Below are 20,913 nucleotides of genomic sequence, written 5' to 3'. Positions count from 1 at the left end.
TTAAACCACAGCGGCTGCCGAGATTGACCTGTTCCCATGCACTGCGTAGCCTTGCACGTTCGAGGTTCTTCGGCATCCGGCCGAAGCTAAGAAGGGAACGCGGTATGCCGCGGCTGCCCCCGCAACTGTGAGCGGTTTGACAGTCTTGCATGGCCACTGCCCCCGGGCGGGAAGGCGCGAGACCCGGTGATCGGAGTATTCCGTACGCCCGACCGCAAGCCAGGAGACCTGCCTCGTGACAGATTCTGACAGGGACTATAAGAAACTGGCCGAGCGGCGATCAGGCAAGGCAGAACCAGGCGAGCAAGCGGAGTGTAGGGGCCTACATGAGCATTGCGAGCCTGTTTTTAACGCAGCATGATCGTCGCGCAGGCAGTTGCAGATAGTCCCGTAACCGGGCGGGGTGATCCGGAGACGAACTTTCCCGTGCCCTTCAGGGCGGCGGCTTTCGTCCCGTATGCCCGCTACTTTTGCCAAAGGGCATCCGATGAAAACACTGGCCAAACTTCCCGTCACCATCGTTACCGGCTTTCTCGGCTCGGGCAAGACCACCTTGCTGCGCCATATGCTGGACAACGCCCAGGGTCGCCGTATCGCGGTGATCGTCAACGAGTTCGGCGAACTCGGTATCGATGGCGAGATCCTCAAGCAGTGCTCCATCGGCTGCACCGAGGAGGAAGCCAACGGCCGTGTCTATGAACTGGCCAACGGCTGCCTGTGCTGCACCGTGCAGGAAGAGTTCTTCCCGGTGATGCGCGAGCTGGTGGCACGTCGCGGCGACCTCGACCATATCCTCATCGAAACCTCCGGCCTGGCACTGCCCAAGCCGCTGGTCCAGGCGTTCCAGTGGCCGGAAATCCGCAGTGCCTGCACCGTCGACGCGGTGATCACCGTGGTCGACAGCCCGGCCGTGGCCGCCGGTACCTTTGCCGCGTTCCCGGACCAGGTGGATGCCCAGCGCAAGCTTGACCCGAACCTGGACCATGAGTCGCCGCTGCACGAACTATTCGCCGACCAACTGTCCAGCGCCGACCTGGTGATCCTCAACAAGGCCGACCTGATCAGCCCCGAAGACCTGGCCAAGGTCCGCCTGGAAGTGGCCGAAGAGCTGCCGCCGGCGGTGAAGGTCATCGAAGCCAGCAGCGGTCGCCTGCCGCTGGACGTGTTGCTGGGGCTGGGCGCCGGTTCCGAGGAACATATCGACGGTCGTCACAGTCACCACGATCATCACCACGACGGTGACGACCACGATGACCACGACCACGATGCCTTTGATTCGATCTCCATCGAGCTGCCGCAAGCCGACGAAAGCCTGCTGCTCGATGCCCTGACCCAGTTGGTGGTGCAACATGGCATCCTGCGCATCAAGGGCTTCGCCGCGATCCCGAACAAGCCGATGCGCCTGCTGATCCAGGGCGTGGGCACGCGCTTCGACAAACACTTCGATCGCGCCTGGGGCGCCGACGAGCCGCGGGTCACCCGCCTGGTGCTGATCGGCCAGGAACTGGATGCCGCGCTGCTCGAATCGACCCTGCGCGCCGCACTGACGGCCTGACCCCATGCATCTGCTCAGGACCCAGCCCGGCGGCTTCGTGTCGGACGACAATATCGCCGACCTTGGACAAACCCCCGCCGAGCTGGTGATCCTGTGCAGCGGCGATTCCAGCCTGGCGTTGCTCGCCGAAGCGGCGCGGCAATTGCCGGACGACTACCCCAGCCTGCGTCTGGCCAACCCGATGCAGGTGCAGAATCATGCCTCGGTAGATCTCTATGTCGACCAGGTCTTGCAGCACGCCAAGGTCATCCTGCTGTCACTGCACGGCGGCATCGGCTATTGGCGTTATGGCATCGAGCGCCTGGTGCAACTGGCCGAGCGCGACGTGACGCTGATCCTGGTACCGGGCGACGACCGCCCCGACCCGGAACTGAGCGACCTGAGCAACGTCCCGGCGGTACAGGGTGAACGCCTCTGGCACTTCCTGCGCCAGGGCGGCCTGGGCAACGCCTTGCAGTTGTACCGCTGCCTGGCCAGTACCTGGCTGGGGCGCGACTACCCCTGGCAGGAACCGCGGACATTGCCGCGCACGGCGATCTACCACCCGCGGGTGGGCGACGCGCAACTGGCGGACTGGCGCGCCGATTGGCAGGCCGGTCTGCCGGTGGCGGCAGTGTTGTTCTATCGCTCGCATCTGCAGGCGGCCAACACCGCCTTTATCGATGTGTTCTACCAGCGCTTGCAGAACGCCGGCCTGAACCCGTTGCCGATTGCCGTGGCGAGTCTCAAGGAGCCCGCTTGCCTGGCCGTGGTCGAGGACTGGCTGGACGAGGTCGCGGCGGCGGTGATCCTCAATACCACCGGATTCGCCCAGTCGAGCCCCGAAGCTCCGCACCTGCGTCCGTTTCGCCGCGATATCCCGGTGATCCAGGCGATCTGCGCCCAGGACAACGAGCCCGGCTGGCAGGCCAGCGAGCAGGGGCTGGGACCACGGGACCTGGCGATGCATATCGCCTTGCCGGAGCTGGACGGACGGATCATCAGCCGGCCCATCAGCTTCAAGGGCCTGGCCTGGCGCAGCGAGCGCAGCCAGAGCGATGTGGTCTGCTACCGGCCGCAGCCCGAACGCATGGACTTTGTCGCCGAACTGGCGCGCCGCTGGGTCGAACTGGCGCAAGTCGCCAATGGCGACAAGCGCATCGCGTTGATCCTGGCCAACTATCCGACCCGCGACGGGCGCATCGGTAACGGCGTCGGTCTCGATACGCCGGCGGCGGCGCTGAATATCCTGCGGGCGTTGCAGGCCCAGGGCTATCCGTTGAACGATGAGTTGCCCGCCAGCGGCACCGGGCTGATCCAGGCCTTGCTCGGCGGGGTCAGCAACGACCTCGACAGCCTCGACCTGCGGCCCTGCCACCAGAGCCTGGCGCTGGCGGACTACCAGGCGCTGTTCGAGCGCCTGCCCGAAGCCAATCGCCAGGCCGTGCTGGACCGCTGGGGGGACGCGCAAAACGATCCGATGTTTCGCGGCGGGCGGATGATGGTGGCCGGGCTGCGTTTCGGCCTGACCTTTGTCGGCATCCAGCCGGCCCGGGGTTACCAGGTCGATGCCAGTGCGGTGTACCACGACCCCGACCTGGTGCCGCCCCACGGTTACCTGGCGTTCTATTTCTGGTTGCGTCACGTCTATGGTGCCCACGGCGTGATCCATGTCGGCAAGCACGGCAACCTGGAATGGTTGCCGGGCAAGGGCGTCGGCCTGTCGGAAAACTGCTGGCCGGATGCGCTGCTGGGACCGTTGCCGAATATCTACCCGTTTATCGTCAACGATCCGGGCGAGGGCGCCCAGGCCAAGCGTCGCACCCAGGCAGTGATCATCGACCACCTGATGCCGCCGTTGACCCGGGCCGAAACCTACGGGCCGTTGCGTGACCTGGAACTGCTGGCCGACGAGTACTACGAAGCGCAGTTGCTCGATCCACGCCGCGCCCGGGAGTTGCAGCGGGATATTCTCAAACTGGTCCGCGAGACCCGCATCGACCGCGAACTGCAACTGGATGCAGGGCTCGACAGCGAAGCCGACGCGGCGATCTGGCTGCCGCGCCTGGACACCTACCTCTGCGACTTGAAGGAGTCGCAGATTCGCGATGGCCTGCATGTCTTCGGCGAATCGCCGGACGGGCGCCTGCGCATCGATACCCTGCTGGCGCTGCTGCGGATTCCCCGTGGCGATGGCCGGGGCGCCCAATCGAGCCTGCTGCGAGCACTGGCCAAGGCCTTCGAGCTGGGCTTCGACCCGCTTGATTGTGCCCTGGCCGAGCCCTGGACCGGCAGCCGCCCCCAGGCCTTGCAGGCGCTCAGCGAGCAAGCCTGGCGTACGGCCGGCGACAGCCGCGAGCGCCTGGAACTGTATGCTGCGCAACTGATCGAGCAGTCCCTGGAAGGATCGGCTGTCGTGCCGGATACGCCACCCTGGGCCGATGTACGCAGCATTATCGAGGGCTTGTTGAGCACCGTCGCGCCGCGCCTGGATGCTTGCGGTCCGGCCGAGATGCAAGGACTGCTGGCGGCCCTGCAGGGGCGCTTCGTGCCGGCCGGGCCCAGCGGCGCGCCGAGTCGCGGGCGCCTCGACGTACTGCCCACCGGGCGTAATTTCTTTTCCGTGGATGTGCGCAACCTGCCGACCACCACGGCCTGGCGGATCGGCTTCCAATCGGCCAACCTGATTCTCGAACGGCACCTGCAGGACCACGGCGATCACCTGCGCCAGCTCGGCCTGTCGGTCTGGGGCACGGCGACCATGCGCACCGGTGGCGACGATATCGCCCAGGCAATGGCGTTGATGGGCGTGCGTCCGGTCTGGGCCACGGGCAGCCAGCGGGTCGATGACTTCGAGATCCTGCCGCTGAGCCTGCTGGACCGCCCGCGGGTGGACGTCACCCTGCGGGTCTCGGGGTTCTTCCGCGATGCCTTCGCCAACCTGATCCGCCTGTTCGACGCGGCGGTACAGGCAGTGGCGGCACTGGACGAGCCCGCGGACATGAACCCGCTGGCGGCCAAGGTGCGCCACGAACGCGAGCAACTGCAGGCCGAGGGGCTCGATGCGCAGCAGGCTGCGCGCCAGGCCGGCTGGCGGATCTTCGGCGCCAAGCCGGGGGCCTATGGCGCCGGTGTGCAGAACGCCATCGATGGGCGCTTGTGGCAAAGCCGCGACGACCTCGCCGAGGTCTACCTGAACTGGGGGGGCTACGCCTACGGCGGCACCGACGAAGGCACGGCCGCCAGGGACCTGTTTGCCCGCCGCCTGAGCCAGGTGCAGGCGGTGCTGCAGAATCAGGACAACCGCGAGCACGACCTGCTCGATTCCAACGATTACTACCAGTTCCAGGGTGGCATGCTGGCGGCCGTGGAAAGCCTCAGTGGCGAAAGCGCGGCCAGCTACCATGGCGACCACAGCCAGCCGGACCTGCCGAAGGTGCGCACCCTCAAGGAAGAGCTGAACCGGGTGATCCGTTCCCGGGCAGCCAATCCGAAGTGGATTGACGGGGTCAAGCGCCACGGTTACAAGGGCGCCTTCGAGCTGGCGGCGACGGTCGACAACCTGTTTGCCTTCGATGCCACGACGCATTTGATCGACGACCACCAGTACGCCTTGCTGGCCGATGCCTATCTGCTCGATGCCGATACCCGCGAGTTTGTCCGCGAGCACAATCCCCATGCCTTGCGGGATATGACCGAGCGCATGCTGGAGGCCCAGCAGCGTGGCTTGTGGAGTGAGCCGGGGGACTATCGCGAGGCCCTGGAAAACCTGCTGCTGGATATAGAAGAAGATTCCTGAGGTATATGGACAATGAGTGACTCCCCGCATTTCCCGCTGTCGGCGGTGGTCGGTGCCGATGCGCTGAAGCTGGCGCTGTGCCTGACCGCCATCGATCCGAAGATCGGTGGCGTGCTGATCGAGGGGCCGCGCGGCATGGCCAAGTCGACCCTGGCCCGGGGGCTGGCGGATCTGCTCGCCAGCGGGCAGTTCGTCACCCTGCCGCTCGGCGCCACCGAGGAGCGCCTGGTCGGCACCCTTGACCTGGATGCGGCCCTGGGCGAAGGCCGGGCGCAGTTTTCCCCGGGCGTGCTGGCCAAGGCCGATGGCGGTGTGTTGTACGTCGACGAGGTCAACCTGCTGGCTGATCATCTGGTGGACCTGCTGCTCGATGTGGCGGCCAGCGGTACCAACCTGGTCGAGCGCGACGGTATTTCCCATCGGCACGCGGCGCGTTTCGTGCTGATCGGCACCATGAACCCGGAAGAGGGCGAGTTGCGTCCACAACTGCTCGATCGCTTCGGCCTGAACGTGGCGCTGAGCGGTCAGCCGCTGCCCGGCGAGCGCGGGCAGATCATTCGGCGCCGGCTGGACTTCGACAACGATCCCGAGGCGTTCTGCGAGCAGTGGGAGCAACAGCAACAGGCGCTGCGCCAGCGTTGTGAACAGGCGCGGGCCTTGTTGCCGGCCATTGCCCTGGATGACCAGGCCCTGGCCGAGATCACCGAGCGCTGTTTTGCCGCCGGGGTCGATGGCCTGCGGGCCGATCTGGTCTGGCTGCGGGCGGCGCGCGCCCACGCCGCCTGGCGCGGTGGGCAACGGATTGCCGAAGAGGATATCGAAGCGGTCGCCGAGTTTGCCCTGCGTCATCGGCGCCGGGAAAGCCCACCGTCGACACCGGCATCGAACCCCGCCGGCGCTGCGCAAGGCGAATCGAGCCCGGCCCGGGGCCAGGGTCAATGGGGCGAGTTGCCCGCCCAGGTACTGCCGGTGGGGGCTCGTCGGGAAATCCCGAGCTGGCCAAAAAAGCCTTAGGCATTCGCCCTCGACCGACGCCGGGGGCGAATGCCAGGGCTGGTGCGGGCCGGGTGCCGAAAGGACGCCAGGGCGCGGCAAGGGCCGGGGAAGACGGGGCGATCAGTTGGGTCGAGACCTTGCTGGGCGGCCGGCCACGAGTGCGACGTGACTTGCGTTTCCGTCCGCGCAGCAGCTCGCCCCATGAATTGTGGCTGGTGATTGTCGATGCCTCGGCGTCCATCCGCCGGCACCAGGCCCTGAGCGATGCCAAGGGCCTGCTGGCGCAACTGTTCGACGATGCCTATCGCCAGCGCGCGCGCCTGGCGTTATTGACCGCCAGCGGTCAGCGACCGCAGTGGCAGATCCAGGGCCTGAAGGCGTCCAGTGGCTTGCGCGGCTGGCTGGAGGCCCTGGGAGCGGGTGGCGGCACACCCTTGCTGGCGGCCTTGCAGGAGGCGGGCGAGTGGTTGGCACTGCGGCAAAAGCGCTTTGCCCTGGAGCAGCAACGGGTGCTGGTGCTGACCGACGGCCGCCTCAAGGCCTGGACGGCCCCGGCGCCGTTCAACTGCCCGACCCTGCTGATCGACCTGGAAAAAGCGCCGATCCGCCTGGGCAGGGCGCGGCAGCTGGCCATTGAGCTCGCGGCCGACTACCGGCATATCGAGTCCCTGGGGCTGCCATCGAACAGCTGAAACGCCACTTCAGGATGCCCGTCGCCGGGAACGATCAGACTACCGCGATCTCCACCGCATCGCCGACCCAGCGCACCGGCCACACCCGTAGTTGCTGCTCCGGGTACTCCAGGCACATGCCATCCTCGAGATTGAAATGCTGCTTGTACAACGGCGAGGCGATCACCGGCTGGCCCTTGATACTGCCGACGATGCCGCGACCGATCACATTCGCCCCGGACAGCGGGTCGCGGTTGTCGATGGCATACAGGGTGCGGCCCTGCGCCTCGTCGGGCAGGTAGAACAGGGCCACCTGGGCGCAATGGAACCAGACCACCACGCCGGAATTTTCCACCAGGTCCTCGCGGCGGCAGACCGCCTGCCACTGGAAGTCGTTGGCAAAGCTGTGTTGTGCTGTCGGCTGGCCCATCAGACCACCTCCTCATGAGCGGGAATCAGGTTGAGTTCATGTGCGCGCACCGGCCGGCGCTGCTCGCGTTCCTTGACGAAGTGGATGTCCGGATCGCCGCGCTGGTCGTTGACGAAGGTGCGGAAGCGCTTGAGTTTTTCCGGGTCGCTGACCGCGTTGGCCCACTCGCATTCGTAGCGGTCGACCACCAGTTGCAGCTGGCTTTCCAGCTCGGCGGCCAGGCCCAGGCTGTCGTCGATGATCACCGCCTTGAGGAAATCGAGGCCGCCTTCCAGGTTTTCGCGCCAGACCGAGGTCCGTTGCAGGCGGTCGGCAGTGCGGATGTAGAACATCAGGAAACGGTCGACGTAGCGGATCAGGGTCTCGTCATCGAGGTCGGTGGCGAACAGTTCGGCGTGGCGCGGGCGCATGCCACCGTTGCCGCAAACGTACAGGTTCCAGCCTTTCTCGGTGGCGATCACGCCGATGTCCTTGCTCTGGGCCTCGGCGCATTCGCGGGTGCAGCCGGACACCGCCAGCTTGAACTTGTGCGGCGCGCGCAGGCCCTTGTAGCGATTTTCCAGGAGCAGGGCCATGGCCACGCTGTCCTGCACGCCATAGCGGCACCAGGTGCTGCCGACGCAGGATTTCACCGTGCGCAGGGATTTGCCGTAGCCGTGGCCGGTTTCGAAGCCGGCGTCGATCAGCTCGCCCCAGATCTGCGGCAGCTCATGCAACTGGGCGCCGAACAGATCGATGCGCTGGCCGCCGGTAATCTTGGTGTAGAGGTCGTATTTCTTCGCCACGGCGCCGAGGGCGATCAGTTTGTCCGGGGTGATTTCGCCGGCGGCGATGCGCGGGATGATCGAATAGGTGCCGTTCTTCTGCATGTTGGCCATGAAGGTGTCATTGGTGTCCTGCAGCGGCACCAGCGCCTTGTCCATGATTGGCCGGTTCCAGCACGACGCGAGGATCGAGCCCACCGCCGGCTTGCAGATATCGCAACCGGTGTGGCCCTTGCCATGCTGGGCGAGCAGGGCTTCGAAGGTTTCGATCCGGCCCACCCGCACCAGGGCGTAGAGTTCCTGGCGGGTGTAGGCGAAGTGTTCGCAGAGGCTCTTGTCCACCGCCACGCCACGGGCGATCAGCTCATGCTCGAAGACCTGCTTGAGCAAGGCGCTGCAACCGCCGCAGCCGGTGGCCGCCTTGGTCTGCGCCTTGAGGGCCGACAGATCGCTGCAACCGGCGTCCACCGCACAGCAGATCGCACCCTTGGTGACGTTGTGGCAGGAACAGATGGTCGCGCTGTCGGGCAGTGCATCGGCACCCAGGGCCGGCGCGCCTTCGCCCACGGGCAGGATCAGGCCGGCGGGGTCCTGGGGCAGGGCAATGGCGTTCTGCACGTACTGCAACAGGGTGTCGTAGTAACTGTTGTCACCCACCAGTACCGCACCGATGACTTTCTTGCCCTCGGCATCGACCACCAGGCGCCGGTAACTGGCATTGGCCTCGTCGATAAAGCGATAGCTGCGCGCGCCGGGCGTCGCACCGTGGGCGTCGCCGATGGAGCCGACATCGACGCCGAGCAGCTTGAGCTTGGTCGACATGTCGGCACCGTTGAAGGTGTCGAAGGTTTCTCCGGCCAGGCGTGCGGCGACATTGCGCGCCATGCTGTAGCCCGGTGCCACGAGGCCGAAGACGCTGCCGTTCCACGAAGCGCATTCACCGATGGCAGAGATGGCCGGATCGCTGGTCTGGCAGTGCGAGTCGACGACGATGCCGCCCCGCGGGGCGATCTCCAGGCCGCTGTTGCGTCCCAGCAGGTCCTGCGGGCGAATCCCCGCGGAGAACACGATCAGATCGGTTTCGAGAAATTCACCACCGTCGAAATTCATCCGATAGCGATAGTCCTCGCCAGCCACGATTTCCTGGGTCGCGCGGGACAGATGGACGCCGACGCCAAGGCCTTCGATCCGGGCCTTGAGCGCGGCGCCGCCGTCATGGTCCAGCTGCACCGGCATCAGCCGGGGGGCGAACTCCACCACATGGGCTTCGAGGCCGAGGGACTTGAGGGCGTTGGCCGCCTCCAGTCCCAGCAGGCCGCCGCCGACCACCACGCCACGACGGGCATCGCTGGCCGCGGCGCGGATCGCATCGAGATCGTCGAGGGTCCGGTAGACCAGGCGGGCCGCCCCTTCGGAGCCGGGAATCGGCGGCACGAAGGGGTAGGAACCGGTGGCGAGAATCAGTTGGTCGTAGGCCTGGCGTCCGGAGCGGGTGACGATCTCCTGGTGCTCCCGGTCGATTTCGAGGACTTCGGCCCCCAGGTGCAGGTTGACCCCGTGGCGCTCGTACAACCCCGGTTCGCCCAGGGCGAGGGCATGGGCATCCTTGCCGGCAAAATACTCGGAGAGGTGCACGCGGTCATAGGCCGCTTGCCATTCCTCGCCATAGACATGCAGCTCGAAGTGCATCAGGGCACCGCGTTCGATCAGTTGTTCGACGCAGTGATGCCCGACCATGCCATTGCCAACGATCACCAGTTTCTTGCGGCGTTCGACATTCACGATAGCGTTCATGGAAGTTCCTCGGATCACGGCCAATCACGGCTGGCCCAGCAGAAAAAAAAGCAAAAAAAACGCCTGGAGCCGAAGCTCCAGGCGCCTTTGCCTGGTGTTTGTTCCTGTTCTGTGAGTGATCGCCGTTGACCACCTGAACGGTCTGCCTGGTCATTCATGGCAGAGAGTAACGGGATAAAAGCAGGGAGCGTGCCAAGTGCCGGTTTGCCGGGTTACTTCAGTAGCGGCGCCGGGCTCGGGTTGAAAAGTGAACCTTGTTGGTGCGTATTTCGCTCGGGTCGCCAGTTATGGGGCGTCCTTGCGGCCGCTTTCGCGGGCAAGCCCGCTCCCACAGGGTTGGCGTCGTACACAACATTCAGTTTCAACGCGAGCAAGCATTCAATACACATCCCGCACATAACGCTTGTCCGCCGCCAGGGCGCTGACATAGGCCACGGCCTCGTCGGCATCCAGTCCGCCATGGCTGCGTACCACCTGCTTGAGTGCCGCGTCGACATCCCGCGCCATGCGGCTGGCATCGCCGCAGACATAAAAGCCCGCGCCTTCCTCCAGCCAGGCCCAGAGCTGCGCGCCTTGCTCGATCATGCGTTGCTGCACGTAGATCTTCTGCGCCTGGTCCCGGGAGAACGCGGTATCGAGCCGTTGCAGATGGCCTTGCTCAAGCCATGCTTCCAGTTCCTCGCGGTAATAGAAGTCGCTGGCGGCATGCTGTTCGCCGAAGAACAGCCAGTTCTTGCCCGTGGCGCCGATGGCCTGGCGCTCCTGCAGAAAGGCGCGGAACGGTGCCACGCCAGTGCCCGGACCGACCATGATCATCGGCGCCCGGGGATCGGCGGGCGGGCGGAAGTTGGCCGACTTCTGGACGAAGATCGGCACCTCCAGGCCCTCGGCGCGGTCGGCGAGAAACCCCGAGCAACTGCCGGAACGCGACTGTCCGGCATGTTCGTAGCGTACGGTGGAAACCGTCAGATGGACTTCGCCGGGATGCACCTTGGGGCTCGATGAAATGGAGTACAGCCTGGGTTGCAGGGGTTTCAGGCAATCCACCAGTTCCTGCGGCCCGAGGTCGACCTGCAACTCGCGCAGCAGGTCCGCCGGTTGCCGGCCCCAGAGCCAGTCCTTGAGTTCGGTCTTGTGTTCGTCGGCCAGCAGGCGCTTGAGTTGCGCACTGCCGGAACGCTGAAACACCAGTTGCAGCAGCGCCGGACTGATCCGGCCGATTTCCAGATGGCGACTCAGGGCCTCTTCCAGTGGCATCGGGGTTTGGTCCTTGATGGTCACCACGGCGTCGGCCCGGGCTGCCAGGCAGGTCATCAGCTGTTCCACCTGTCGCGGGCAATGGCTGGGCCAGACGCCCAGGGCATCGCCGGCCTGGTAGTCGAGGCCGCTGTCGCCAAGGTCGAAGATGAACTGGCGGGTCTCCTTGCCGGCCTCGGGGCCGCTGAGCAGGCGGTTGTGTTTCAGGCGTGCGGCCAGGGGTTGCTGGCGACTGTAGCGAGTCGGGGCGGGCACTGCCGCGGGTTTTTCGGACAGCGCCGAGTCGAGCTTCTCCAGCCAGGCGCCGGCCGGCTCCTGGTAGTCCGGCTCGCAATCGACCCGAGGGGCCAGGCGCTGCGCCCCGAGGCTGTGCAGACGTTCATCGAGCTTGCGGCCGAAACCGCAGAACTGGTCATAACTGGAATCACCGAAGGCCAGCACGGCAAAACGCAGGTTCGCCAGGCTCGGGGCGTTGTCCGCCGCCAGGGCCTGCCAGAAGGCATGGGCATTGTCCGGCGGATCGCCGTCGCCAAAGGTGCTGGTCAGCAGCAACGCACGACCGGTCTGGCTCAGCTCCTGGGCCTGGATACTGTCCATCGATGCCAGCCGGACCCGATGACCTTTCTGTTGCAGGCGCTCGGCGGCTGACTTGGCGAAGGCCTCGACCGTACCGGTCTGGGATGACCAGAGCAGCAGCAAGGGTGGCTCTTCGGCTGCTGGAGAACTCGCCGTGACCTGTTCCTGGGGCGGCTCATGACGGGCGAACAGGCCGGCGAGGATGCCTTCGAGGATCAGCCGATTGCCCGGCTGCAACGGCGCATTGGCCGGCAGCGCCGGCACGCCGGCGACGGCCTGACTGCTGCGCAGTCCCAACAGGAAGCCTTGCAGGTAGAGATTCTCGCTGGGAGCCAGTTGAATACTGGGCGGCGTGTCGAGCCCGAGGATCCGGGCCAGGGCTTGGGTCTGCATCGTGTGCGGGGCCTCCGTGCGCGAGGGCAAGGGCAGGGGATCAGGCTGGGATGTCTCGACCCGGCTCAGGGTCACGGCGCTGAACTTGAATTCCGGTTGCAGGGAAATCGGGTCCACGGCATCGCTGGTGACGGCATTGATCGCCAGGTCCTCGCCGTAGACATCGTTCCAGTGGAAGGGCGCGAAGCAGTTGCCGGGCAACACCCGTTCGCTGATCTGTGCCGGCAATACCGCGCGACCACGGGCCGAACGGATTTCGACAGCGTCCTTTGCCGCGATCCCCAGGCGTGCCGCATCGAGCGGGTTGAGCTCGACACAGGGGCCGGGATTGAGTTTGTTCAGGGTCGCGACCTTGCCGGTCTTGGTCAGGGTGTGCCATTGGTGTTGCAAGCGCCCGGTGTTGAGGACCATCGGGAAGCGGTCGCCGGGCTGATCGGCCGCCGGCTGCCAGGGGCGGGCGAAAAACATCGCCTTGCCGCTCGCGGTGGGGAACAGCAGGCGCGGGAAACTGCCATCGGCGGCCGGCTGGCGGGCTTTGCCGAGGCCGTCGTTCAGATAGCGGATCGGGTTGCGGTCGTGTAGCTGATCCGGTCCGCAGGGCCACTGCAACGGGGTCTGCTCCAGTCGTTCGTAACTGACGCCCCGCAGGTCGTAGCCGGTCTTCGGGTTCCAGGCCCGCTTGATCTCCTCGAACACCTCGGCGGCGCTGGCGTAGCTGAACGCGTCGGCATAACCCATTTCACAGGCTACCCTGGCGATGATCTGCCAATCGGGCAGGGCCTGGCCCGGGGCGTCCACGGCCTTGCGCATCAGGGTCAGGTTGCGCTCGGAATTGATCATCACCCCCTGGGCCTCGGCCCATAAGGCCGCCGGCAACAGGATGTCGGCGTAGCCATTGGTCTCGGTATCGAGAAAGGCATCCTGGGCAATCACCAGCTCGGCGGCCTGGAGTCCGGCGATCACTTTCTGCCGATTGGGCAGCGAGGCCACCGGATTGGTGCAGATGATCCAGCAGGCCTTGACCTTGCCGGCCTGCATGTCCTCGAACAGCGCGACGCTGCCGCCGCCCACCGTCTGGCTCAGGCTGCCACGGGGGATCTGCCAGAGGTCTTCGATGAAATCGCGGTCGGCGGCCACCAGCGCCGAACGCTGGCCGGGCAAGCCGGGGCCCATGTAGCCCATTTCCCGGCCGCCCATGGCGTTCGGCTGGCCGGTCAGGGAGAACGGGCCGCTGCCCGGGCGGCAGATCGCCCCGGTGGCCAGGTGCAGGTTGCACAGCGCATTGGTGTGCCAGGTGCCATGGGTGCTCTGGTTCAGGCCCATGGTCCAGCAACTCATCCACTCGGCGGCTTCGCCGATCCACTGCGCGGCCTGGCGGATCTGCGCCTCGGGCAGGCCGGTCAGCGTCGCGACCCGTGCCGGGCCGTAGTCCTCGAGAAAGTCCGGGAGGGCTTCCCAGCCCTCGGTAAAGGCCTCGATAAACGCCGGGGCGGTGTGGCCGTTTTTCAGCAGCAGGTGCAACAGGCCGTTGAGCAATGCCAGGTCGCTGCCCGGCCTGATCTGCAGGAACAGGTCGGCCTTGTCGGCGGTGGCGTTGCGCCGCGGGTCGACGACGATCAGGCGTGCCCCGGACTTGAGGCGATCCATCAGGCGCAGGAACAGGATCGGATGACAATCGGCCATGTTCGCGCCGATGACGAAGAACAGATTGGCCTTGTCGAAATCCTGGTAGGAGCCCGGCGGGCCATCGGCTCCCAGCGACAGTTTGTAGCCGGCCCCGGCGCTGGCCATGCACAGGCGCGAGTTGGACTCGATCATATTGGTCCGGACAAACCCCTTGGCCAGTTTGTTGGCCAGGTACTGGGCTTCCAGGGACATCTGCCCGGAGACATAGAAGGACAACGCGTCGGGGCCGTGTTCCTCGAGGATGGCCTTGAGCCGGCGGGCGGTTTCGCTGATGGCCTGGTCCATGCCCACCTGGCCCGGGTCGCGTTTGCGTTCGTGGCGGACAAAGGCCTGCTCCATCCGCCCGGAATGGTTCAGCGGCTGGGCGCAGGTGCTGCCCTTGGTGCAAAGACGCCCGAAGTTGGTCGGATGTTGCTTGTCGCCGCTGACCTTGATCACCTGATTGTCGCGGACCTCCATGACGATGCCGCAGCCGACACCGCAATAAGGACACACGCTGCGCACGGTGGTATGGGTCATGGTTTCCCCCAGCAGTTCCCGGAAATGAAAAAGGCGCTGTGTCGCACTCCGTCGAAACGGGGCAACACGGCGCCTTTGTCGTGAAATCAGCCGTCAGCGTTGACGGTGGTTGTTCCGATGACTGCAAGGCTCGCGCCAAGTGGTCGGTGCCCGCGGCGAGCAGGCGGGTTCTTCGCGGGCAAGCCCGCTCCCACAGGGACCTCGCTGCCTTTGTGGGAGCGGGCTTGCCCGCGAATGGCCGCCGCGCCGTCCTGCTCAAGTTGCACCGTGGACGACTGCGCAACTTGGTATCCGCCCCAGCTTGGGGCAGAAAACTCAGCGCCGGGCGGAAAACACCTCGCCGATGCTGCGGCGTTTCGCCTGGGCTTCACAGGTGATGATCAACTGCTCCAAGTCCTCGGGGGTGACATCGATGAACTCTTGCATCTGCGCCAGGGCGTGTTCCAGGTCGGCGCGGGTGATGCCCGGTGGCTCGCCGGGTACATGGCTGGCGATAAAGGTGCCCGGCGGCTCGACATGCACCTTGGGATAACGCACCCGGGTCAGGTTGTTGTAGCCGATGGCAATCAGCAACAGGCACAGCGCCGAGAGCATCACCGGTTCCAGGACCTGCCAGCCCAGCGCCACGGTGTCCGGGTCGGCGATCACCATCAGCAGGGCCAGGGCCCCGGCTGGCGGATGCAAGCAACGCAGCAGGCACATCGCGAGCAAGGCGAGGCCCACCGCCAGGCTGGCGCTGCCCAGGCCGCGATCGAGGAAATGCACCACCAGCAGCGACACCAGCGTGGCGCAGCCGTAGCTGCCGATGATCGACCAGGGCTGGGCGAGGGCGCCCGAGGACACGGCGAACAACAGCACTGCCGAGGCGCCCAGCGGGCCGATCAGGTGCAGGGCCACCGGCAGGCCGAACAGCTGGGCACAGGCCCAGACACTGAACAGCGTGCCGAGGGAGACGCCGATGGCGGCACGGCTCCATTCGCTGGGGCGGGTGTTGAGGGCGGCGGGCAACAGGCGGCGTGACCAGCGGGCAAACATGGCGAGAACGGTCCACTTCAGGTTCGACGGAAAAAAAGAAGGGCTTGTGCGCCTGGCGCAAAGCCCTTTCAAAGTTCCAACATTTGGGGGAGGAACCAGCACAGTGTGCCGCGCCGGCGAACCGCTGGCTAATTCATAATAATGCGCCTTAAGTGCATTATTTTTGCAGTGAAGGGATGCCGCGACCGGCGAGGAAGCACAGGCAGCCGCCCAGTGCCGTGAGGCCGCTGAGCACATAGAACATGGTGGTGGCCGGCGTGTTGATCAGCAGGTAGCCGCAGATCACCGGGCTCAGGGCGCCGCCCAGGGCAGCGAGGTTCTGCGCGCCGAGGTAACTGCCGCGCAGGTTTTCCGGGGCGATGGTATCGATGAACAGATACTCCGCCGGGTAGATGATCATTTCGCCGAGGGTGAAGATGAACATCGCGATGCACCAGGACACCAGGTTGGTGGCGTAGCTGAAACCGATCAGGCCGACGATGAAGAAGGTGGTGCCGACGCCGATCCAGTAGCGCAGTTGCTCGCGCTTGAGAAAGCGGCCGATCTGGTATTGCAGCAGGATCACGCTGATGGCGTTGCAGGCGAGGATCGCCGACATGGTGGTCAGGGCATCCTGGTTGCTGTGGGTCACCAGCAGGAACTGCGACAGGTACAAGGTGTAGCGCCCGTGGACGATAGTGTTGAGCAGGCTGCCGCAGGTGAACATGATCAGCGTGCGGTCGCCGCGCAGGGTCGACAGGGTGCCGAGAAAGCTCGCCGGCTTGCCGATCAGGGCCTGGGCGTGGGGGGCGATGCCGAACATCAGGAACATGCTGGAGAAGGCGATCCCGGCGGCGATCAGGAACGGTGCCTGCGGCTGGACCCCGGCGATGACCACGCCGAGCATGGGGCCGGTGGCGTAGCCGACATTGGTCAGGGTGTAGCGCAACGAGAACACCTTGGCCCGCTGCCCCATGGGCAGGTTTTCGCTGATGATCGCCTTGGAACCGATCAGGAACAGCGCCGAGGCGGTTTCGGTGATGATCAGGGTCAGGGTGGTCAGGTACAGGTCCTGGGCAAAGGTCAGCAGGGTGAAGCCGATGGCGCTGGAGAGCATGGCCAGGATCAGCAGCCGGCGCTTCTCCAGGCGGTCGATGACATAACCGCCGTAGAGCGACATCAGGGTTGCGATAAAGACCGCGATGCCCAGCAGCAGGCCGACATCCTGCTGGTTCAGGCCCAGCTTGCGGCTGAGGAACAGGGTCAGCAGCGGGCTGGTGATCGCGCGGCTGACGACGATGGTCACGGAGCAGATCATCAGCCGGCGGATAACGAGGGAGTAGTTGGCCACGGTGGTGCTTATGTCCTTGTTTGATTGTGTCGTCTTGCACGGCCCTTGCAGGAGCCGGCGTGCCGGCGATGGCGACCGATCAGGCCATGCAAGGCTCACGGGCCCATCGCCGGCACGCCGGCTCCCACAATGTCCGCGTTTCCTCAGGCCGCATCGTGCTCCATCAGGAGGCTGACCGACTCCAGTTCTTCCAGTCGCCCCACCTGTTCCAGCAGGGCTTCGGCCCGTGCCCTGGGCATCGTCCGGGTTGCCAGGCTGAAAAACTTGTCCTGCAAGCCGGCGTCGCTCAGCGGATTGCCCGGCGCGCCCAGGGGCACCTCGACACAGATCCGCGCCTCGCGCCCGTCGGTGGTGCGCAGCCGCACCCAGGGTTCGCCGGCGTCGGACAGTTGCGGGTCGACCTCCAGGTGGATCCGCGACATCCAGCGGGCGATGTCCGGCGAGCGGCGGTTTTCCTCGGCATAGGCTTCCAGGCGCACATGCCCGAATGCCAGGCGCGCCGCCAGGGCGTAGGGCAGGCTCATCTGCGCGCCGGCCAGCGAACGGGCGTCGCGTGCGCCGCACATGTTCTCCAGGAAGCCGCACAGCGACACCTCGACGCTCTCGACTTGCCGGGCCTCGACCTGCAATTGATCCAGCAGCAGCCCGACCGCATCGATGGCCGAATGGGTACCCCGGCACGAGGCATAAGGCTTGATCGAACAGCGCGCGAGTTTCCAGACCTGGCCCAGGCCGTCCTCCAGCGCCGCGGGCCGTGCCTGTTCCCCGGCCAGGGTCTGCAGGAAACCACCCCAGACATCGTCGAACACCTGGCCGGGTCCGCTGATACCCTCGCGGGCGAAACGCGCCGCCAGCAACCCGCCTTCGGCGGCGCGTCCGCTGTGCAGGCGCTTGCTTTGCGAGCCGTCGTGGATAAACGCCCAGAGTCCGCCGCTGAAACTGGCGGCGATGCCCAGCGCCGACGTCATCTGTGCGGCGTCCAGGCCGAAAAGCCGACCGCAGGCCGCGGCCGCGCCGAACACCCCGCAGGTCGCGGTGGAGTGCCAGCCGGCACCGTTGTGCTGCTCGTAGCCGCCGCAGGCCTCCAGTACCCGGCGGCCGACTTCGTAGCCGATCACCACGGCACAGATCAGTTCCTTGCCGCTGACGGGCTCGCTACAGCCACTGACGGCCGCCATCACCGCCGGCAACACCACAGCGCCGGAATGGTCGCAGCCACCGGTATCGTCCAGTTCCAGGGCATGGGCGGCGATGCCGTTGAGCAGCGCGGCCTGGCTGGCCTGGGTACGCAAGCCGGTGCCCCAGATTGGCGCGGGGCCATCAGGCGCCAGGTCCAGGGCGCGCCGGACGCCGAGCGCGACTTCGCTGTCGGCCCCGGCGAGGGCCGCGCCGAAGGTGTCGAGGATATGCCGTTTGGCTTGTTCGACCAGGGCGGCGGGCAGGTCTTCGAAACGGCTTTCAACACAAAAGCGCACCAGGCGCTGTAAGCGTTCACTCATGGTGGGAGGTCCTGGGCGGGTAGGTTCGGTAGTGCCGCTCGTAGACCGCGGCCGGGTGGTCCTCTGTCATCGGTGCGGCGCTCCCGGCCCACCACTGGGCGACCTCTTCGGCACTGGCAATCCACACATCTTCGTGCCGTTGGATGCTCTGGAGCAGTTCGCGCAGCACGCCGATACGACCCGGGGTGGCGATGATTTCCGGGTGCAGGCGCAGCACGTAGCACAGACCGAAACGGTGGAAACCGGCAAAGTCCATCTGCATGTTGCCCAGGGTATGGCTGTAGGAGGCGATCCTTGATTGCGCTGGCGGCACGGCGGGACTGAGGTTGAAGGCGAAGTAGGGTTCGTCTTCCAGCTCATAGTGCAACGGCAGTTCGATCAACCGGGGGGCGGTGGGGTGGGCGAACGGCAGATCGTCGCCGCGCCATGACGACGACCAGCGGATCCCCTGTTCCTGCAGAGCCTCGGTAAAACCCGGGAGCCAGTTGCCGGCGGGAATCCGGAAGCCTCGCGGCCGTTGGCCGGTCAATGTCGCCAGGGTCTCGCAACCCCGGACCAGCGCCGCCTTCTGCTGGTCCAGGCTGAGCAGGTCGTAGTTCTGGTGGCGATAGCCGGCGCAGGCGATCTCATGGCCGCCGGCGAGGATCGCCTGGATATGCGCCGGGTTTTCCTCGGCAACGATACCGGGAATGCACCAGCTGCTGCGTACCTGTAACTCGTCGAACAGCCCGAGCAGACGCTCGACCCCGCGCTGGCTGCCATAGCGCCAGACCGACAGGGTCTTGTCGCGCCCGGCCACCTGCGGGGCCTGGGTGAGGATGCCGTGGATATCGTTGTAGTCGACGGTGATCACCACCGCGCTGTGATACGGCGCGGGCCAGGGGCTCTTGAACACGGGCCTTGGCACTGGCGTGCGTTGGAACTCAGCCATGATGATGCTCCTTGAGCCACCACTGGGCGACCTCGCGGCAGGTGGCAAACCAGACGTCATCGCGCTGGCGCATATGTTCGAACAGCCGCTCGAGCAACAACAGGCGCCCTGGCTTGCCGGTGATCTTGGGGTGGAACAGGGTGGTCAGGCACAGGCCCTCGTCCGCGGCGCCGTCGAACTCGCGGCACCAGTTGTCGAGGGTCAGCTCGTAGCTGGCGGTGCGATCCAGCCCGGACGGGAAGTCCGGCCCGCGGGTGTAGGCGATGGAGGCGTAGTCATCCATTTCCCAGCGACCGGGGATCTCCACCAGCGGCTGGCGGTGGCCGGGGACATTGACCAGGTACGGCCGATCATCCCCGCGCATGCTGCTGGAATAGGTCACGCCGGCTTCCACCAGCATCGCCGGGGTTTCGGCATGCCAGTCGCCGGACGGCGTGCGAAAGCCCTCGGCGCGGATATTCAGGTGTTGCCAGAACACCTCGCGGCATTTCTTCATCACGTCCTTCTGCTGGTCCAGCGAAAGGGCGTAAAAGGATTCGTGTTTGTAGCCGTGGTAGGCCACCTCATGTCCGCGCTCGATGATCGCCTGGCATTGGCGCGGCCAGTTTTCCACGACCCAGGCCGGGACGAAGAAAGTGGTCGGCAGGCGAAACTCTTCCAGCAGGTCCAGCAGCCGCGGCAGGGCCCGGTACGGGCCGTAGCCGCCAAAGCCGAAGTACTCGGGCTTGTGCCAGATCGAGTCGTCGAGCATGGCATCGCCGGTGGGCCCGTCGAGGTCGAAGGCCAGGGCCAGGCAGGCTTTATGCCCGCCCGGCCAGGTCGGTGTCGGGGACATGGGTGGCTATTCCTTCTCTACACCAGCGGTTACTGGCCTTTGTTGATGGAAACGGTGTCGATCGCGCCCACCGTCAGTTCCCATTTCTTCAGGATGGCCTGGTAGCTGCCGTCGGCGATCATGCCCTGCAGGGCGGCCTGGATGGCGTCACGCAGTTCCTGGTTTTCCTTGCTCACGCCGATCCCGGTGAATTGCACGGTCATCGGCGTACCGATGATCTTGAAGGTGTTCTTTTCCTGGGTCGCCAGGTACGGCAGGGTCTCGCTGCCTTGCACGGCGGCGTTGATGCGGCTCTGGCGCAGTTGCGCGCGGGCGTCGGCCGAACCTTCGGTGCCGATGACCTTGATCTGCTTGTCAGCCGGGCAGTGGGCGCTGCTCCAGGCGGCGATTTCCGCCGGGAAGGTGGTACGCCGACTGGTACCGACGGTCTTGCCGCAGATATCGGTCATCTGGTTGATGTCCTTGTTCTTCTCCAGGGTGTAGAACTGCGAACCGCTGGTGAAGTAGTCGACGAAATCCACGGCCTTCTGGCGCTCGGCGGTGTCGGTCATGCCCGACAGCACGATGTCCACGCGCTTGGTGGTCAGGGCGTTGACCATCTGCTCGAAGGAGGTTTCCTGCCATTGCATCTTCACGCCCAGGCGCTCGGCCAGGGCGTTGCCCAGTTCGTAGTCGACACCGGTGAGTTCGTTGGTGGCCGGGTCCTTGAAGTCCATCGGCGGGTAGTTGGGCATGATCGCCGCGGTGATAAAGCCCTTGGCCTTGATGCTGGCGGGCAACTCGGCGGCCCAGGTGAAGCTGGAAGCCATCAGGCCGGCGAGTACTGCTGGGATTACGTAATTCTTCATGGTCGTTCTCTTATGA

Annotated in this window: 13 protein-coding genes and 1 riboswitch; of the genes, 4 read left to right on the top strand and 9 right to left on the bottom strand. The window is 65.7% G+C overall.

What is annotated here, in order from left to right:
- Positions 1–45: 45 nt before the first annotated feature.
- A riboswitch (cobalamin riboswitch) is annotated at positions 46–251 on the top strand.
- 236 nt (positions 252–487) lie between these two features.
- Genes cobW through KI243_RS16430 form a run of 4 tightly spaced genes read left to right on the top strand, consistent with a single transcriptional unit; the run spans position 488 to position 7,021 of the window.
- A complete protein-coding gene (gene cobW / locus KI243_RS16445; protein ID WP_017128449.1) occupies positions 488–1,555 on the top strand; it encodes a cobalamin biosynthesis protein CobW in 1,068 nt (355 codons plus the stop codon).
- Positions 1,556–1,559: 4 nt separating this feature from the next.
- Complete coding sequence (gene cobN, locus KI243_RS16440; RefSeq protein WP_212809351.1) at positions 1,560–5,333, top strand: cobaltochelatase subunit CobN; 3,774 nt, start codon at positions 1,560–1,562, stop codon at positions 5,331–5,333.
- Between the two features lie 12 nt (positions 5,334–5,345).
- Positions 5,346–6,347 carry an AAA family ATPase gene (locus KI243_RS16435; RefSeq protein ID WP_212809349.1) on the top strand — a complete coding sequence of 334 codons (1,002 nt, stop codon included), beginning with the start codon at positions 5,346–5,348 and terminating at the stop codon, positions 6,345–6,347.
- Positions 6,272–7,021, top strand: a complete 750-nt coding sequence (locus KI243_RS16430; RefSeq protein WP_212809347.1) for a VWA domain-containing protein — start codon at positions 6,272–6,274, stop codon at positions 7,019–7,021. Before KI243_RS16435 ends, KI243_RS16430 begins: the two co-directional genes overlap by 76 nt.
- A 34-nt stretch (positions 7,022–7,055) precedes the next feature.
- Here the strand turns inward: KI243_RS16430 and nirD are convergent, their stop codons facing one another.
- The 9 genes from nirD to KI243_RS16385 all read right to left on the bottom strand — a co-directional run bounded on the left by nirD (position 7,056) and on the right by KI243_RS16385 (position 20,897).
- Positions 7,056–7,430 (bottom strand): nitrite reductase small subunit NirD, encoded by a 375-nt coding sequence (gene nirD / locus KI243_RS16425; RefSeq protein ID WP_212809345.1) that lies wholly within the window; start codon positions 7,428–7,430, stop codon positions 7,056–7,058.
- Positions 7,430–9,988 (bottom strand): nitrite reductase large subunit NirB, encoded by a 2,559-nt coding sequence (gene nirB, locus KI243_RS16420; protein WP_212809343.1) that lies wholly within the window; start codon positions 9,986–9,988, stop codon positions 7,430–7,432. The genes nirD and nirB overlap by 1 nt, the downstream gene beginning before the upstream one ends.
- Before the next feature lie 378 nt (positions 9,989–10,366).
- Complete coding sequence (locus KI243_RS16415) at positions 10,367–14,419, bottom strand: bifunctional nitrate reductase/sulfite reductase flavoprotein subunit alpha (protein WP_212809341.1); 4,053 nt, start codon at positions 14,417–14,419, stop codon at positions 10,367–10,369.
- 315 nt (positions 14,420–14,734) lie between these two features.
- Complete coding sequence (locus tag KI243_RS16410; protein ID WP_177082615.1) at positions 14,735–15,454, bottom strand: HPP family protein; 720 nt, start codon at positions 15,452–15,454, stop codon at positions 14,735–14,737.
- 157 nt (positions 15,455–15,611) lie between these two features.
- Positions 15,612–16,784, bottom strand: a complete 1,173-nt coding sequence (locus tag KI243_RS16405; RefSeq protein ID WP_212809339.1) for an MFS transporter — start codon at positions 16,782–16,784, stop codon at positions 15,612–15,614.
- 143 nt (positions 16,785–16,927) lie between these two features.
- The gene (locus tag KI243_RS16400; RefSeq protein WP_212809337.1) at positions 16,928–18,283 is read right to left on the bottom strand and encodes an MmgE/PrpD family protein; all 1,356 of its coding nucleotides are present in this window, start codon (positions 18,281–18,283) and stop codon (positions 16,928–16,930) included.
- Complete coding sequence (locus KI243_RS16395) at positions 18,276–19,214, bottom strand: polysaccharide deacetylase (RefSeq protein ID WP_244861720.1); 939 nt, start codon at positions 19,212–19,214, stop codon at positions 18,276–18,278. The genes KI243_RS16400 and KI243_RS16395 overlap by 8 nt, the downstream gene beginning before the upstream one ends.
- Positions 19,207–20,049 carry a polysaccharide deacetylase gene (locus tag KI243_RS16390; protein WP_017128439.1) on the bottom strand — a complete coding sequence of 281 codons (843 nt, stop codon included), beginning with the start codon at positions 20,047–20,049 and terminating at the stop codon, positions 19,207–19,209. Before KI243_RS16390 ends, KI243_RS16395 begins: the two co-directional genes overlap by 8 nt.
- 29 nt (positions 20,050–20,078) lie before the next feature.
- Positions 20,079–20,897 (bottom strand): ABC transporter substrate-binding protein, encoded by an 819-nt coding sequence (locus KI243_RS16385; RefSeq protein ID WP_177109232.1) that lies wholly within the window; start codon positions 20,895–20,897, stop codon positions 20,079–20,081.
- Positions 20,898–20,913 lie beyond the last annotated feature (16 nt).

It is taken from the genome of Pseudomonas sp. Ost2 (assembly GCF_018326065.1).
GTDB classification, from domain to species: domain Bacteria; phylum Pseudomonadota; class Gammaproteobacteria; order Pseudomonadales; family Pseudomonadaceae; genus Aquipseudomonas; species Aquipseudomonas gingeri.
The sequence above is the reverse complement of the archived record's forward strand: the minus strand, read 5'-3'. Positions and strand labels throughout refer to the sequence as shown.

Coding starts and splice junctions, on each gene's coding strand:
- nirD (WP_212809345.1), bottom strand. CDS start 7,430: ATGGGCCAGCCGACAGCACAACACAGCTTTGCCAACGACTTCCAGTGG.
- KI243_RS16410 (WP_177082615.1), bottom strand. CDS start 15,454: ATGTTTGCCCGCTGGTCACGCCGCCTGTTGCCCGCCGCCCTCAACACC.
- KI243_RS16430 (WP_212809347.1), top strand. CDS start 6,272: ATGGGGCGAGTTGCCCGCCCAGGTACTGCCGGTGGGGGCTCGTCGGGA.
- cobN (WP_212809351.1), top strand. CDS start 1,560: ATGCATCTGCTCAGGACCCAGCCCGGCGGCTTCGTGTCGGACGACAAT.
- KI243_RS16400 (WP_212809337.1), bottom strand. CDS start 18,283: ATGAGTGAACGCTTACAGCGCCTGGTGCGCTTTTGTGTTGAAAGCCGT.
- nirB (WP_212809343.1), bottom strand. CDS start 9,988: ATGAACGCTATCGTGAATGTCGAACGCCGCAAGAAACTGGTGATCGTT.
- KI243_RS16385 (WP_177109232.1), bottom strand. CDS start 20,897: ATGAAGAATTACGTAATCCCAGCAGTACTCGCCGGCCTGATGGCTTCC.
- KI243_RS16415 (WP_212809341.1), bottom strand. CDS start 14,419: ATGACCCATACCACCGTGCGCAGCGTGTGTCCTTATTGCGGTGTCGGC.
- KI243_RS16395 (WP_244861720.1), bottom strand. CDS start 19,214: ATGGCTGAGTTCCAACGCACGCCAGTGCCAAGGCCCGTGTTCAAGAGC.
- KI243_RS16435 (WP_212809349.1), top strand. CDS start 5,346: ATGAGTGACTCCCCGCATTTCCCGCTGTCGGCGGTGGTCGGTGCCGAT.
- KI243_RS16390 (WP_017128439.1), bottom strand. CDS start 20,049: ATGTCCCCGACACCGACCTGGCCGGGCGGGCATAAAGCCTGCCTGGCC.
- cobW (WP_017128449.1), top strand. CDS start 488: ATGAAAACACTGGCCAAACTTCCCGTCACCATCGTTACCGGCTTTCTC.